Origin of the sequence: Pseudomonas sp. A014 (assembly GCF_052378495.1) — a bacterium.
Taxonomy (GTDB): domain Bacteria; phylum Pseudomonadota; class Gammaproteobacteria; order Pseudomonadales; family Pseudomonadaceae; genus Aquipseudomonas; species Aquipseudomonas machongensis.
Genome location: NZ_CP199001.1, coordinates 5543055 through 5558410, shown reverse-complemented (window position 1 = coordinate 5558410; position 15356 = coordinate 5543055). Strand labels below are relative to the sequence as shown.

Below are 15356 nucleotides of genomic sequence, written 5' to 3'. Positions count from 1 at the left end.
GGTAGCAGGGAACCGGGGAGGCATTTTCGCTTCTAAGGTCTCTGCAGGCCGTCTCGCCTGTTGCATCCATCTCCAGGAGAGCCCTTCATGTCGTTGCGTTCCCTCGCCCTGTTGTCCTTGTTGGTCGTCCTGACCGCCTGCAGCAAGATCAACCAGGAAAACTATTCCAAGCTCAAGGCCGGCATGAGCAAGGCCGAGGTCGAGCAACTGCTCGGGTCGCCGAAGGAGTGCTCGGGCGCGCTCGGCATGAGCAGCTGTACCTGGGGGGACGAGAAGAGCTTCATCAGTGTTCAGTACGCCGCTGACAAGGTGTTGATGTACTCCGGGCAGGGCCTCAAATGAGGGCCGCGCATCTGCTGCTGGCGCTGGGTCTGGCGTTGGTATTGGGCGGGTGTGCCAGCTCGTCGGTGGATTCGTTGGCGCCCAAGACGGCCGGCAACGTCGACCTCAAGCGCTACCAGGGCAAGTGGTTCGAACTGGCCCGCCTGCCGATGCGCTTCCAGGAAGGCTGCGCGCAGTCCGAAGCCCATTACAACCTCAAGCCCGATGGCAGCCTGGGTGTGCTCAACCGTTGCCGTACCGAAGGTGATGAATGGTTGCGCGCCGAAGGTCGTGCGGGCATCGAGGCGCCGGGGCACACCGACAAGTTGTGGGTAGAGTTCGACAACTGGTTCACGCGCCTGGTACCGGGGCTGACCAAGGCGGACTACTGGATCCTGTACGTGGACGATCACTACCGCACTGCGATTGTCGGCAGCCCGAATCGCAAGTACCTGTGGATCCTGTCGCGAACTCCGAGCCTGCCGGCGTGGGAGCGCGAGAACCTGCTGTCGAAAGCTCGCCAGCAGGGGTATGACACCAGTCGGCTGATCTGGCGGGTGTCGGACAAGGCGATCGTTGCCCGGCATTGAGTCTGCCGGGCTCCAGGTCAGGCCTGGCGCGATCCGCAGCTGATCGCGCCGGCTTTCAGCCCAGCAGCGTGCGCAGTACCGCGGCGAATGCCTGCCCGCTTTGCTCTTCCAGCGCATGTCGCCCCTGGCGTACCACCCACTGGCCGTTGACCATCACATCACGTACCTGACGGTCGCTGCCGGCGAACAGCCAGCGGTTGAGGATGCCGTCGCCGCTCGAGGTCGCCAGGTACGGATCCTGGCCATCGAGCACCAGCCAGTCGGCACGCTTGCCCACCGCCAGCTCGCCAATGCCTTGCCCCAGGGCCTGCGCGCCGCCTGCCAGCGCCGCGTCGTAGAGTGTGCGGCCGACCATCGGCTGGTCGCTGCGGTACAGCCGGTTGCGTCGCTGATCGCGCAGGCGTTGGCCGTACTCCAGCCAGCGCAGCTCTTCGACCACGCTCAGCGAGACATGGCTGTCCGAGCCGATGCCCATGCGCCCGCCCTGGGCCAGGAAGTCGACGGCCGGGAAGATGCCATCGCCCAGGTTGGCCTCGGTGGTCAGGCACAGCCCTGCCACCGCGCCGCTGCGGGCCATGGCGCTGACCTCGTCGGCCTCGACGTGGGTTGCATGCACCAGGCACCAGCGCGAATCCACCTCGACGTGCTCGTACAGCCATTGCACCGGGCGACGGCCGCTCCAGCCCAGGCAGTCGTTGACTTCCTTCTGCTGCTCGGCGATGTGGATGTGCACCGGGCACGCCTTGTCGCTGGCGCCCAGCACTTCGGCGATCTGTTGTGGCGTTACCGCGCGCAGCGAGTGGAAACACAGGCCCAGGTGCTGCGCGGGTTGCGCGGCCAGCAGCGGCTTGAGCTGGTCCTGCAGGCGCAGGTACTGCTCGGTGGAGTTGATGAAGCGACGCTGGCCCTCGTTCGGCGCCTGGCCGCCGAAGCCGGAATGGGAGTACAGCACCGGCAGCAGCGTCAGGCCGATGCCGCTGGCGCTCGCTGCCGCGCTGATCTGGCGCGACAGCTCGGTGGGGTCTGCGTAGGGCGTGCCGGCATTGTCGTGGTGAACGTAGTGGAATTCGGCCACCGAGGTGTAGCCGGCCTTGAGCATTTCGATGTACAGCTGGCGGGCGATGACCTGCAATTGCTCGGGAGTGATCAGGCCGACCAGGCGGTACATCAGGTCGCGCCAGGTCCAGAAACTGTCGTTGGGATTGCCGACCACCTCCGCCAGGCCTGCCATGGCGCGCTGGAAGGCGTGGGAATGCAGGTTGGGCATGCCCGGCAGCAGCGGGCCGGCCAAGCGTTCGGCGCCTTCGGCGCTGGCGTTCACGTCTATTTTTTCGAGGCGCCCGTCGGTGGACACCTCGAGGCGGACATTGCTGGCCCAGCCTGAAGGGAGCAGGGCGCGTTCGGCGAAGTAGGCGGACATCACTCGGTCATCCTGTATCGTTATTTGTATATACATATACAGACGTTTGCCTGCCGGGTAAACTGCGGCAAGCTACCGTCAATCAAATTGCACAAGGATGCATAGCCGTGCCGACACCTTCCGTCTCCGCGCTGGTGGCCCAGATGGGCGAAGGGCCGGCGCCGCTGTATGCGCGGGTCAAGCAGATGATCGTCCAGCAGATCGAAAACGGCAGCTGGCCGCCTCATCATCGCGTCCCGTCGGAAAGCGAGCTGGTCAGCCAGCTGGGCTTCAGCCGCATGACCATCAACCGCGCCCTGCGCGAGCTGACCGCCGAGGGCCTGCTGGTCCGCATGCAGGGCGTCGGGACCTTCGTCGCCGAACCCAAGACGCGCTCGGCGCTGTTCGAAGTCAACAACATTGCCGACGAGATCGCCAGCCGCGGGCATCAGCACCGCTGCCAGGTGATCATCCTCGCCGAGGAGGCCGCAGGTTCCGAGCGCGCCATGGCCCTGGACATGCGCGAGGGGCAGCGGGTGTTCCATTCGCTGATCGTGCACTACGAAAACGATGTGCCGGTGCAGATCGAGGATCGCTATGTGAACGCGGCGATCGCCCCGGATTACCTGCGCCAGGATTTCACCCGGCAGACGCCTTATGCGTACTTGTCCCAGGTCGCGCCGCTGACCGAAGGCGAGCACGTGGTCGAAGCGATCCTGGCTGACCCAGACGAATGCAAGCTGTTGCAGATCGAGCGTGGCGAGCCCTGCCTGCTCATCCGTCGGCGTACCTGGTCAGGCCGCCAGCCGGTCACCGCCGCGCGCTTGATTCATCCCGGTTCCCGTCATCGCCTGGAAGGACGTTTTAGCAAATGAGCCAGCTGCAGTTGTTGCGTGCCCGCGATTATCCGCGCATGCCCTGGAAGAACGGTGGTGGGTCTACCGAAGAGATCACCCGCGATGCGGGCGTTGGCCTGGACGGGTTCGGCTGGCGCCTGTCGATCGCCGATATCGAGGCTTCCGGCGGCTTTTCCAGTTTCACCGGTTACCAGCGGATCATCACCGTGCTGCAGGGCGATGGCATGCGCTTGTCGGTGGACGGTCACGAAAGCCGGCCGCTGCTGCCGTTCGATGCCTTTGCGTTCAGCGGCGAGAGCCAGGTCGCCTGCACGCTGCAGGGTGGACCGATCCGCGACTTCAACCTGATCTATGCGCCGAACCGCTACCGCGCGCGGTTGCAGTGGTTCATGGGGGGTACTCGCCTGTTCAGTTCGGCCGAGACCGTGCTGGTGTTCAGTGCCGAGGCGGACCTGCGCGTCGGGATCCAGGGGCAGGCGTCGGTGCTTGGGTTGTATGACTGCCTGCAACTCAGTGGTAACGCGGGTTTGCTGGAGGTCGAGGTATCGGGGCGCTGCTGCGTTATCGAGTTGAGCCCTCAACTGTTGTAAGTCTTCAGGGCCCTATCGCGGGACGAGCCCGCTCCTACAGGTTCAGCGCCGGTCTGGCTGGCGCATCGAACCTGTAGGAGCGGGCTCGTCCCGCGATAGGGCCCTCAAAAACCCTGCAAAACAGTTACCCGGTAACGCCCGCAAACAGCGCGCCCTGTTACCGAATGCCCCAAAGTGGCGCAAAGCCATTGCTGTCTGAATTCCCCGGCAAATCCTTCCCGCGATTTTTCTTCACGTCCCAAGGCCTTGAACCACGAGGCCTTCAGCCCATCGCCCGAGCCTCTCGAACCACCCGTTTCGATGACTTGGCAATTCAATTGCATATGCTTGTATGTACAAGTAAAGATAAGTGCGCGATAGTGGATAGGCCGTCCCATCCGCACGGTACCGAACAGCCCCGGCCCGCCGATCTCGTCGGGTTTGAATAGATCGCTCAAGGAGCACCTTTCGTGACTGACAAAAAGCCCACCACTTTCCGTGACGTCGAGATCCGCGCCCCACGTGGCACCCAGCTGAACGCCAAGAGCTGGCTGACCGAGGCCCCGCTGCGCATGCTGATGAACAACCTTGATCCGGAAGTGGCCGAAAACCCCAAGGAGCTGGTGGTGTACGGCGGCATCGGCCGTGCTGCGCGCAACTGGGAGTGCTACGACAAGATCGTCTCCACCCTCAAGGAGTTGAACGACGATGAAACCTTGCTGGTGCAGTCGGGCAAGCCGGTTGGGGTGTTCAAGACCCACAGCAACGCCCCGCGCGTGCTGATCGCCAACTCCAACCTGGTGCCGCACTGGGCCAACTGGGAGCACTTCAACGAACTGGATGCCAAGGGCCTGGCCATGTACGGCCAGATGACCGCCGGCAGCTGGATCTACATCGGTAGCCAGGGCATCGTCCAGGGCACCTACGAAACCTTCGTCGAAGCCGGTCGCCAGCACTACGGCGGCAGCCTCAAGGGCCGCTGGGTTCTGACCGCAGGCCTCGGCGGCATGGGCGGCGCCCAGCCTCTGGCCGCGACCCTGGCTGGCGCCTGCTCGCTGAACATCGAATGCCAGCAGGTCAGCATCGACTTCCGCCTGCGCACCCGTTACGTCGACGAGCAGGCCACCGACCTCGATGACGCCCTGGCGCGCATCGCCAAGTACACCGCCGAAGGCAAGGCGGTTTCCATCGCCCTGCATGGCAACGCCGCTGAAATCCTCCCGGAACTGGTCAAGCGTGGCGTGCGTCCGGACATGGTCACCGACCAGACCAGCGCCCACGACCCGCTCAATGGCTACCTGCCGATCGGCTGGACCTGGGAGCAGTACCGCGACCGCGCCAAGACCGACCCGGCTGGCGTGGTCAAGGCCGCCAAGCAATCGATGGCGGTGCACGTGCAAGCCATGCTCGACTTCCAGAAAGCCGGCGTGCCGACCTTCGACTACGGCAACAACATCCGCCAGATGGCCCAGGAAGAAGGCGTGAAGAATGCCTTCGACTTCCCAGGCTTCGTGCCGGCCTACATCCGTCCGCTGTTCTGCCGCGGTATCGGCCCGTTCCGCTGGGCAGCCCTGTCGGGCGACCCGCAGGACATCTACAAGACCGACGCCAAGGTCAAGGAGCTGATCCCGGACGACGAGCACCTGCACCGCTGGCTGGACATGGCCCGCGAGCGCATCAGCTTCCAGGGCCTGCCAGCACGTATCTGCTGGGTTGGCCTGGGCCTGCGCGCCAAGCTGGGCCTGGCGTTCAACGAAATGGTGCGCAGCGGCGAGCTGTCCGCCCCGGTGGTGATCGGCCGTGACCACCTGGACTCCGGCTCCGTATCGAGCCCGAACCGTGAAACCGAATCCATGCAGGATGGCTCCGATGCCGTGTCCGACTGGCCGCTGCTCAACGCCCTGCTCAACACTGCGGGTGGCGCCACCTGGGTTTCCCTGCACCACGGCGGTGGCGTGGGCATGGGCTTCTCCCAGCACTCGGGTGTGGTGATCGTCTGTGACGGTACCGACGAAGCGGCGGCGCGTATTGCCCGCGTCCTGACCAACGACCCGGCCACCGGTGTGATGCGCCATGCCGACGCCGGTTACCAGATTGCGATCGATTGCGCCAAAGAGCAGGGTCTGAACCTGCCGATGATCACGGGTTGATCCGCGTCCCAGGGGTTGCTGCGCAGCCCCATCGCGGGACAAGCCCGCTCCTACTGTAGGAGCGGGCTTGCCCGCGAAGGGGCACGCAGTGGCTCCAGGTGATCCACCTTCTTTGCAAGGACTGCCGATTTCCACTTCTTAAGTTTGGGAGCGTCACGCAATGAAAACCAACAAGACCTTGCTTGCTTCGCTGTTCGCCCTTGGCCTGCTCGGCAGCGCCGGTGCCACTCAGGCCGCTACCTGGTGCGAATCCGGCAAACCGGTGAAATTCGCCGGGCTGAACTGGGAAAGCGGCATGCTGCTGACCGATGTGATGCAGTTCGTGCTCGAGAAGGGCTACGGCTGCAAGACCGACAGCCTGCCGGGCAACTCCATCACCATGGAGAACGCCCTGGGCACCAACGATATCCAGGTTTTTGCCGAGGAGTGGGTGGGTCGCAGCGAAGTGTGGAAAAAGGCCGAGGCAGCCGGCAAGGTGGTCGGCGTCGGCGCACCGGTGGTCGGTGCGGTCGAAGGCTGGTACGTGCCGCGCTACGTGATCGAGGGCGATGCCAAGCGCAAGCTCGAAGCCAAGGCGCCAGGCCTGAAGAGCGTGGCCGACCTGGCCCAGTACGCCAGCCTCTTCAAGGACCCTGAAGAACCAAGCAAAGGCCGTTTCTACAACTGTCCGGCCGGCTGGACCTGTGAGCTGGACAACACCCAGATGCTCAAGGAATACGGCCTGGAAGACAAATTCACCAACTTCCGCCCGGGCACCGGCCCTGCGTTGGATGCGGCGGCGCTGTCGAGCTACAAGCGCGGCGAGCCGATCCTCTTCTACTACTGGACGCCAACCCCGCTGATGGGCCAGATCGACCTGGTCAAGCTCGAGGAAAAACTGGGCGTCGACAAGACCGTGTCGATCAAGGTCGGCCTGTCGAAAACCTTCCACGAACAAGCGCCGGAGCTGGTCGGCGTGCTGGAGAAGGTCAATATCCCGATCGACATTCTCAACCAGAACCTGGGGCGCATGAGCAAGGAACGCATCGAATCGCCGAAGCTGGCCAAGATCTTCCTGAAGGAACATCCTGAAGTCTGGCAGGCGTGGGTCAGTGAAGACGCTGCCAAGAAGATCAATGCGGCGCTCTGAGCGTCCTCACCTGATGAGTGGTACCTATGTTCCCTGACAATCTCACATTCTCCATCGCCGACTGGGTCAATGGTTGGGTCGATGCGCTGGTGACCAACTACGGCGATGTGTTCCGGCACATTTCCGACACCCTGCTGTGGGCCATCGTCAACCTCGAAGGCCTGCTGCGTGCAACGCCCTGGTGGCTGATGCTGGGTATCGTCGCGGTCATCGCCTGGCACGCCACCCGCCGCATCCTGCCGACCTTGGTGATCGCCGGCCTGCTGTTCCTGGTCGGCGCCGTCGGCCTGTGGGACAAGCTGATGCAGACGCTGGCGCTGATGCTGGTGGCCACGCTGATCTCGGTGTTGGTGGGCATTCCGTTGGGCATCCTGTCGGCGCGCAGCAACCGCCTGCGGGCGGTGTTGATGCCGCTGCTGGACATCATGCAGACCATGCCCAGCTTCGTGTACCTGATTCCGGTACTGATGCTGTTCGGCCTGGGCAAGGTGCCGGCGATCTTCGCCACCGTCATCTACGCCGCACCACCGCTGATTCGCCTGACCGACCTGGGCATTCGCCAGGTCGACGGCGAGGTGATGGAAGCGATCAACGCCTTCGGCGCCAACCGTTGGCAGCAACTGTTCGGCGTGCAGTTGCCGCTGGCACTGCCAAGCATCATGGCCGGGATCAACCAGACCACCATGATGGCCCTGTCGATGGTAGTGATCGCCTCGATGATCGGCGCCCGTGGCCTGGGCGAGGATGTGCTGGTCGGTATCCAGACCCTCAACGTTGGCCGCGGCCTCGAAGCGGGCCTGGCCATCGTGATTCTCGCGGTGGTGATCGACCGCATTACCCAGGCCTATGGTCGGCCACGTCATGAGGTGAGCAAATGAGCACGCAGCCGATCAGCAAGATCGAAGTGAAGAACGTCTTCAAGATCTTCGGCGAGCGCGCCGGGGAAGCCCTGCAACTGATCCGCGAGGCGCGCAGCAAGGAGCAGGTGCTGTCGCAGACCGGCTGCGTGGTCGGGGTCAACGACCTGTCGCTGTCGATCGGCAGCGGCGAGATCTTCGTCATCATGGGCCTGTCCGGATCGGGCAAGTCCACGTTGGTGCGCCACTTCAACCGCCTGATCGACCCCACCAGCGGGCAGATCCTGGTCGATGGCGAGGACATCCTGCAGTACGACATGGAAGCCCTTCGCGAATTCCGCAGACGCAAGATCAGCATGGTGTTCCAGAGCTTCGGGCTGCTGCCGCACCGCAATGTGCTGGACAACGTCGCCTACGGCCTGAAGGTGCGTGGCGAGAGCAAGCAGCTGTGCCAGGAGCGCGCGCTGCAGTGGATCGAGACCGTGGGCCTGAAGGGCTACGAGAAGAAGTACCCGCATCAGCTCTCCGGTGGTATGCGCCAGCGTGTGGGCCTGGCCCGGGCACTGGCCGCCGATACCGACATCATTCTCATGGACGAGGCTTTCAGCGCCCTCGACCCACTGATCCGCGCAGAGATGCAGGACCAGTTGCTGGAACTGCAGAAAACCCTGCACAAGACCATCGTCTTCATCACCCACGACCTGGACGAGGCGGTACGCATCGGCAACCGCATCGCCATCCTCAAGGATGGCCGCTTGATCCAGGTTGGTACGCCGCAGGAAATCCTGCACTCGCCGGCCGACGAATACGTTGACCGTTTCGTTCAGCGCCGCGCCGTCGCGGTATGAGGAGCATCATGTCGGAACCTGAAGTCGTGGTGATCGGCAACGGGCCGGTACGCTGGCAGGACATCGCCGCCGTGGCTCGCCACGGCGCGCGCCTGGAGCTGGCGCCGCAGGTGTGGGCGCGTATCGACAATGCCCAGGCCATCGTCCGGCGTATCGTCGACAGCGGCGTGCGCGCCTATGGCGTGAACACCGGCCTGGGCGCCCTGTGCAACGTCTCGCTGCAGGGCGAGCAGCTCAGCGCGCTGTCGCGCAACACCTTGCTCAGCCACGCCTGCGGCGTCGGTCCGGCGCTGCCGGACGAACAGACGCGAGCGATCATCTGCGCCGCCATCGTCAACTACAGCCATGGCAAGTCGGGCCTGCAGCGCTCGGTGGTCGAGGCGCTGCTGGCGTTGCTCGAACAGGGCATTACCCCGCAGGTCCCGTCCCAGGGCTCGGTGGGCTATCTCACGCACATGGCCCACATCGGCGTGAGCCTGCTGGGTGTGGGCAAGGTCAGTTATCGCGGGCGCCTCGTCGAGGCCGCCGAGGCCTTGGCCGATGCCGGGCTTGCGCCGGTGCAGCTCGGAGCCAAGGACGGGCTATGCCTGGTCAACGGCACGCCGTGCATGACCGGCCTCGCCAGCCTTGCGCTGGATGACGCCAGCCGCCTGCTGCAATGGGCCGATGTGATCGGCGCCATGAGCTTCGAGGCCCTGCGCGGCCAGATCGCTGCGTTCGACGCCGAGATCATCGCCCTCAAGCCACACCCAGGCATGCAGCTGGTGGGCGAGAACCTGCGCGCGCTGCTCGATGGCAGTGAAGTGATCGCTTCGAGCAAAGGCATCCGGACCCAGGACGCCCTGAGCATTCGCTCGATTCCTCAGGTGCACGGCGCGGCCCGCGACCAGCTGGCCCATGTGGTGCGTCAGGTCGAGGCCGAGCTCAACGGCGCCACCGACAACCCGTTGCTGCTCGGTACACCGGACGATTTCCGTGTGGTCTCGCAGGCCAACCCCCACGGCCAGTCGGTGGCCCTGGCTGCCGACCTGCTGGCGATCGCCATGGCCGAGATCGGCTCGATCGCCGAGCGCCGCCTGGACCGCCTGGTCAACCCGCATGTCAGTGGCCTGCCGGCGTTTCTGGTCAGCAACCCCGGCGTCAACTCGGGGATGATGATCGCCCAGTACGTCGCCGCCTCGCTGTGCGGGCAGAACCGCCAGTTCGCGCAGCCGGCGGTGCTCGACAATTTCGTCACCTCGGGGCTGCAGGAAGATCACCTGAGCATGGGCACCAATGCCGCACTCAAGCTGCACCAGGTATTGGAGAACTGCACGCAGATCCTCGCCATCGAGTACCTGCTGGCCGCCCAGGCATTCGAATTCCTCAAGGAACAGCGTTTCGGCGCGGGCACCGACGCGGCCTGGCGCTTGCTGCGCGAGAGCGTGCCGGCCTACCTGCAGGACCGCTGGCTGGCGCCGGACATCGCCAGCACCGCGGCCTTGCTCAAGGATCCCCGGTTGCCGCAGCCGTTGCTGGCTGCGCTGCACTAAACAAAATAACAAGGAGCATGAACATGGAAGCTTTGACCCTGACCCCCGGCCAGTTGACCCTGGCCCAGTTGCGCCGCATCCACCAGGCGCCGGTGCGCCTGAGCCTGGATGCCGACGCGGGTGCCGCCATCGACGCCAGCGTTGCCTGCGTCGAGCGCATTCTTGCCGAAGACCGCACGGCCTACGGCATCAACACCGGTTTCGGCCTGCTGGCCTCGACCCGCATCGCCAGCCACGACCTGGAAAACCTCCAGCGCTCGCTGGTGCTGTCCCACGCTGCCGGGATCGGCGCGCCGCTGGACGATGCGCTGGTGCGCCTGATCATGGTGCTGAAGATCAACAGCCTCAGCCGTGGTTTCTCCGGCATCCGCCGCAAGGTCATCGATGCGCTGATCCGCCTGGTCAACGCCGAGGTCTATCCGCACATTCCGCTGAAGGGCTCGGTTGGCGCCTCTGGCGACCTCGCGCCGCTGGCGCACATGTCGCTGGTATTGCTGGGCGAGGGCAAGGCACGTTACCAGGGACAATGGCTGAATGCCAACGAAGCCCTCGCGGTGGCCGGCCTCGAGCCGCTGACCCTGGCTGCCAAGGAAGGCCTGGCCCTGCTCAACGGCACCCAGGCGTCCACCGCCTATGCGCTGCGTGGCCTGTTCCAGGCCGAAGACCTCTTCGCCGGGGCCATTGCCTGTGGTGCGCTGACCGTGGAAGCGGCACTGGGCTCGCGCTCGCCGTTCGACGCCCGTGTCCATGAAGTGCGCGGCCAACGTGGCCAGATCGACGCCGCTGCCTGCTACCGCGACCTGCTGGGCGACTCCAGCGAGGTTTCGCAATCGCACAAGAATTGCGGCAAGGTCCAGGACCCGTACTCGCTGCGCTGCCAACCGCAGGTCATGGGCGCCTGCCTGACCCAACTGCGCCAGGCTGCCGAAGTGCTGGCCGTGGAATCCAACGCCGTCTCTGACAACCCGCTGGTGTTCGCCGCCGAGGACGAAGTGATCTCGGGCGGCAACTTCCACGCAGAACCGGTCGCCATGGCGGCTGACAACATCGCCCTGGCCATTGCCGAGATCGGCTCGCTGAGCGAGCGACGCATCTCGCTGATGATGGACAAGCACATGTCGCAGTTGCCGCCGTTCCTGGTGGAAAACGGCGGGGTCAACTCCGGCTTCATGATCGCCCAGGTCACCGCCGCTGCGCTGGCCAGCGAGAACAAGGCGCTGTCGCACCCGCACAGCGTCGACAGCCTGCCGACCTCGGCCAACCAGGAAGACCACGTGTCGATGGCCCCGGCCGCGGGCAAGCGCCTGTGGGAGATGGCCGAGAACACCCGTGGCGTGCTGGCCATCGAATGGCTGGGCGCTTGCCAGGGCCTGGACCTGCGTGAGGGCCTGAAGACCTCGGCGAAGCTGGAGCAGGCGCGCCAGACCCTGCGCCGCGAGGTGCCGCACTATGACCGTGACCGCTTCTTCGCGCCGGATATCGAGGTGGCTGTGGAGCTGCTGGCCGACGGGCGCCTGACCGGCTTGTTGCCGGCTGGAGTGCTGCCGAGCCTGTGATCGGTGTCCATGCCTTCGCGGGGCGAACCCGCTCCCGCAGTCGAACCTGCAGGAGCGGGCTGGCCCCGCGATGAGGCTCTTGAGAACAACAATAAGGACGAACCATGCAACCAGCACAAGGACTCAAACGCGGGCTGACAGCCCGACACATTCGATTCATGGCCTTGGGATCGGCCATCGGCACCGGCCTGTTCTACGGCTCGGCGTCGGCGATCCAGATGGCCGGGCCAGCGGTGCTGCTGGCCTACCTGATCGGCGGCGCGGCGGTGTTCATGGTCATGCGCGCCCTCGGTGAAATGGCGGTGCACAACCCCGTGGCCGGTTCTTTCGGGCAGTACGCCAGCACCTATCTCGGGCCAATGGCCGGGTTCGTGCTCGGCTGGACCTATGCCTTCGAGATGATCATCGTGTGCATCGCCGACGTCACCGCGTTCGGGATCTACATGGGCTTCTGGTTCCCCGAGGTGCCGCGCTGGATCTGGGTACTGGGCATCGTGTTCCTGATCGGCGGGCTGAACCTGTGCAACGTCAAGGTGTTCGGCGAGATGGAGTTCTGGCTGTCGCTGCTCAAGGTCGGCGCCATCGTTGCGATGATCGTGGCCGGCTTCGGCATCATGGCGTTCGGTCTGGGCCAGGCCGGTGCCGAAACCGGTGTCGGGGTCGCCAACCTGTTCGAGCATGGCGGCTTCCTGCCCAATGGTATCGGTGGCCTGACCGCCTCGTTCGCGGTGGTGATGTTCGCCTTCGGCGGTATCGAGATCATTGGTATTACCGCCGGTGAGGCGCAGGATCCCAAGCGCGTCATCCCCAAGGCGATCAACGCCGTGCCGCTGCGCATCCTGCTGTTCTACGTGCTGACGCTGTTCGTGCTGATGTGCCTGTACCCCTGGCCACAGATCGGCACCCAGGGCAGCCCCTTCGTGCAGATCTTCAGCAACCTGGGCATCGGCTCGGCCGCTGCGGTGCTGAACGTGGTGGTGATTTCCGCGGCGGTCTCGGCGATCAACAGCGACATCTTCGGTGCGGGTCGCATGATGTACGGCCTGGCCGAGCAAGGCCAGGCGCCGCGAGGGTTCGCACAGTTGTCCCGGCACGGCGTGCCGTGGCTGACGGTGCTGGTGATGGGCGCTGCGCTGCTGCTGGGGGTGCTGCTCAACTACCTGATTCCGGAAGACGTCTTCCTGCTGATCGCCTCGATCGCCACCTTCGCCACCGTGTGGGTGTGGCTGATGATTCTGGTCACCCAGGTGGCCATGCGCCGGCGCATGAGCCGCGAGCAAGCGGCCGCGCTGGAGTTCCCGGTGCCGTTCTGGCCCTGGGGCCCGGCGCTGGCGATTGTGTTCATGTTGTTCATTTTCGGTGTGCTCGGCTACTTCCCGAACACTCAGGCGGCGCTGCTGGTGGGCGTGGCGTGGGTGGTGTTCCTGGTGCTGTCCTACCTGCTGTGGTGCAAGCCGCGCTCGGGGCAGGGGCAGGTCGCCCGGGAGCAGGCCGAACTGCACCGCTGACTTGTGGAGAGCTTTATGAGAACCCTTTGGCAGCACTGCCACGTTGCCACCATGGCCAACGGCAGCTACTCGATCATCGAGGACGCGGCGATCGTCACCAATGCCGGGCTGATCGAATGGATCGGCCCCAAGGCCGAACTGCCGGGCGTCGATGCCGAGCGTGTGGTCGACCTGGGTGGCGCCTGGGTCACTCCTGGCTTGATCGACTGCCATACCCACACAGTGTTCGGCGGCAACCGCAGTGGTGAGTTCGAACAGCGCCTGCAGGGCGTCAGCTATGCCGAGATCGCCGCCCAGGGCGGTGGCATCGCCAGCACCGTGCGTGCCACGCGTGCGGCCAGTGAGGACGCACTGCTGGCCAGCGCCCGTCAGCGTGTTCAGGCGTTGCTGCGCGATGGCGTTACCACACTGGAGATCAAGTCCGGCTACGGCCTTGACCTGGCCAATGAGCGCAAGATGCTGCGCGTTGCCCGGCGCATCGCCGAAGAGCTGCCAGTGACCGTGCGCGCCACCTGCCTTGCCGCTCACGCATTGCCGCCGGAGTACGCCGGGCGGGCCGATGACTACATCACCCATATCTGCGACGAGATGCTCCCGGCCCTGGCCGCCGAAGGGCTGGTGGATGCGGTGGATGCGTTCTGCGAACACCTGGCGTTCTCGCCGGCGCAGGTCGAGCGGGTGTTCATCAAGGCGCGTGAACTGGGGTTGCCGGTCAAGCTGCACGCCGAGCAGTTGTCGTCGCTGCATGGTTCGAGCCTCGCGGCACGCTACCAGGCGCTGTCGGCCGATCACCTGGAATTCATGACCGAGGAAGATGCCATCGCCATGGCCCAGGCGGGCACCGTCGCCGTGCTGCTGCCGGGGGCGTTCTATTTCCTGCGTGAAACCCAGTTGCCGCCGATGGACGCCCTGCGTCGGCATGGCGTGAAGATCGCCCTGTCCAGCGACCTCAACCCCGGCACCTCGCCGGTGCTTTCGCTGCGCCTGATGCTGAACATGGGCTGCACCCTGTTCCGCATGACCCCGGAAGAGGCCTTGGCCGGTGTCACCGTGCACGCCGCCACGGCCCTGGGCCTGGGCGACAGCCATGGTTCGCTGGAGGCTGGCAAGGTCGCTGACTTCGTCGCCTGGCAGATCGATCGTCCTGCCGACCTGGCCTACTGGCTGGGTGGCGACCTGCCCAAGCGCGTGGTGCGCCTGGGCCACGAAATTTCCCACTGAGCGAGGCGTCATGGACAAGGTATTGAGTTTTCATCAAGGTCGCCTGCCGCTGCTGATCAGCATGCCCCACGCCGGTCTCAAGTTGACCCCGGCGGTCGAAGCCGGGCTGGTGGACGAGGCCAGGAGCCTGCCGGACACCGACTGGCATATTCCGCAGCTGTACGACTTTGCCCGTGAGCTGGGGGCCAGCGTGGTGGCGGCCGAGTACTCGCGCTTCGTCATCGACCTGAACCGCCCGGACGACGACAAGCCGTTGTACGTCGGCGCCACCACCGGGCTGTACCCTGCGACGCTGTTCGACGGAGAGCCGTTGTTCAAGGAAGGGCAGGTGCCGTCGGCCGACGAGCGTGCCACCTACCTGGAGAAGATCTGGCGCCCGTACCACGGCACTCTCCGCCAGGAGCTGGATCGCCTGCGGGCCGAGTTCGGTTACGTGCTGCTGTGGGACGCCCACTCGATCCGTTCGCTGATTCCGCACCTGTTCGAGGGCAAGCTGCCGGACTTCAATCTCGGTACCTTCAACGGCGCGAGCTGCGACCCGGCGCTGGCCGAGCGGCTCAAGGCGGTGTGCGCCGACGCACCTGCCTACAGCCATGTACTCAACGGGCGTTTCAAGGGCGGGCATATCACCCGTCACTACGGCGACCCGGCCAACCACGTCCACGCGGTGCAGTTGGAACTGGCGCAGAGCACCTACATGGAAGAGGTTGAGCCGTTCGCCTACCGCGAGGATCTGGCGCGGCCCACGCAGGAGGTGCTGCGGCGCCTGCTCGCCAGCGTGCTCGAATGGGGCAAGGGGCGTTACGGCAAGTGAGGGCA

Annotated in this window: 15 protein-coding genes; 13 read left to right on the top strand and 2 right to left on the bottom strand. The window is 65.0% G+C overall.

The annotated features are described in order from the left end of the window. Nucleotides 1-87 precede the first annotated feature (87 nt). Both bamE and ACTYOL_RS25715 read left to right on the top strand, forming a co-directional pair. Nucleotides 88-342, top strand: a complete 255-nt coding sequence (gene bamE, locus ACTYOL_RS25720; protein WP_054895277.1) for an outer membrane protein assembly factor BamE domain-containing protein — start codon at nucleotides 88-90, stop codon at nucleotides 340-342. Further along, entirely contained in the window at nucleotides 339-911 is a 573-nt protein-coding gene (locus ACTYOL_RS25715; RefSeq protein ID WP_065863888.1) for a lipocalin family protein, read from the top strand. The genes bamE and ACTYOL_RS25715 overlap by 4 nt, the downstream gene beginning before the upstream one ends. A gap of 55 nt (nucleotides 912-966) precedes the next feature. Here the strand turns inward: ACTYOL_RS25715 and ACTYOL_RS25710 are convergent, their stop codons facing one another. Then, nucleotides 967-2331, bottom strand: coding sequence for a formimidoylglutamate deiminase (locus ACTYOL_RS25710; RefSeq protein WP_444757294.1), 1365 nt, complete (start codon nucleotides 2329-2331; stop codon nucleotides 967-969). A 143-nt stretch (nucleotides 2332-2474) separates the two neighbouring features. Between ACTYOL_RS25710 and hutC the strand changes: the two genes are divergently transcribed. Both hutC and ACTYOL_RS25700 read left to right on the top strand, forming a co-directional pair. Then, nucleotides 2475-3185 (top strand): histidine utilization repressor, encoded by a 711-nt coding sequence (hutC, locus tag ACTYOL_RS25705; protein ID WP_172964844.1) that lies wholly within the window; start codon nucleotides 2475-2477, stop codon nucleotides 3183-3185. Beyond that, the gene (locus ACTYOL_RS25700; protein ID WP_063541408.1) at nucleotides 3182-3757 is read left to right on the top strand and encodes a HutD/Ves family protein; all 576 of its coding nucleotides are present in this window, start codon (nucleotides 3182-3184) and stop codon (nucleotides 3755-3757) included. Before hutC ends, ACTYOL_RS25700 begins: the two co-directional genes overlap by 4 nt. Nucleotides 3758-3861: 104 nt before the next feature. Here ACTYOL_RS25700 and ACTYOL_RS25695 read toward each other — a convergent pair whose 3' ends face one another. Beyond that, nucleotides 3862-4194, bottom strand: a complete 333-nt coding sequence (locus ACTYOL_RS25695) for a hypothetical protein (RefSeq protein ID WP_444757293.1) — start codon at nucleotides 4192-4194, stop codon at nucleotides 3862-3864. A 12-nt stretch (nucleotides 4195-4206) separates the two neighbouring features. Between ACTYOL_RS25695 and hutU the strand changes: the two genes are divergently transcribed. The 9 genes from hutU (at nucleotide 4207) to hutG (ending at nucleotide 15351) form a co-directional block, all read left to right on the top strand. Continuing rightward, nucleotides 4207-5886, top strand: a complete 1680-nt coding sequence (hutU, locus tag ACTYOL_RS25690; protein WP_063541406.1) for a urocanate hydratase — start codon at nucleotides 4207-4209, stop codon at nucleotides 5884-5886. A 160-nt stretch (nucleotides 5887-6046) separates the two neighbouring features. Then, nucleotides 6047-7015: an ABC transporter substrate-binding protein gene (locus ACTYOL_RS25685; protein WP_444757292.1), complete on the top strand. Its 969-nt coding sequence runs from the start codon at nucleotides 6047-6049 to the stop codon at nucleotides 7013-7015. 26 nt (nucleotides 7016-7041) lie between these two features. Beyond that, nucleotides 7042-7893, top strand: a complete 852-nt coding sequence (locus ACTYOL_RS25680) for an ABC transporter permease (protein ID WP_063541402.1) — start codon at nucleotides 7042-7044, stop codon at nucleotides 7891-7893. Next, nucleotides 7890-8720: a quaternary amine ABC transporter ATP-binding protein gene (locus ACTYOL_RS25675; RefSeq protein WP_054894807.1), complete on the top strand. Its 831-nt coding sequence runs from the start codon at nucleotides 7890-7892 to the stop codon at nucleotides 8718-8720. Before ACTYOL_RS25680 ends, ACTYOL_RS25675 begins: the two co-directional genes overlap by 4 nt. 8 nt (nucleotides 8721-8728) lie before the next feature. Then, nucleotides 8729-10252: an HAL/PAL/TAL family ammonia-lyase gene (locus ACTYOL_RS25670; protein ID WP_444757291.1), complete on the top strand. Its 1524-nt coding sequence runs from the start codon at nucleotides 8729-8731 to the stop codon at nucleotides 10250-10252. A gap of 23 nt (nucleotides 10253-10275) precedes the next feature. Continuing rightward, on the top strand, nucleotides 10276-11808 hold the full coding sequence (hutH, locus tag ACTYOL_RS25665) for a histidine ammonia-lyase (protein WP_444757290.1): 1533 nt from the start codon (nucleotides 10276-10278) through the stop codon (nucleotides 11806-11808). Between the two features lie 104 nt (nucleotides 11809-11912). After that, a complete protein-coding gene (locus ACTYOL_RS25660; RefSeq protein ID WP_444757289.1) occupies nucleotides 11913-13316 on the top strand; it encodes an amino acid permease in 1404 nt (467 codons plus the stop codon). 15 nt (nucleotides 13317-13331) lie between these two features. Next, nucleotides 13332-14537: an imidazolonepropionase gene (gene hutI, locus ACTYOL_RS25655; RefSeq protein WP_112899353.1), complete on the top strand. Its 1206-nt coding sequence runs from the start codon at nucleotides 13332-13334 to the stop codon at nucleotides 14535-14537. 10 nt (nucleotides 14538-14547) lie between these two features. Next, nucleotides 14548-15351 (top strand): N-formylglutamate deformylase, encoded by an 804-nt coding sequence (hutG, locus tag ACTYOL_RS25650; protein WP_197893376.1) that lies wholly within the window; start codon nucleotides 14548-14550, stop codon nucleotides 15349-15351. The last annotated feature ends 5 nt before the right edge of the window (nucleotides 15352-15356 follow it).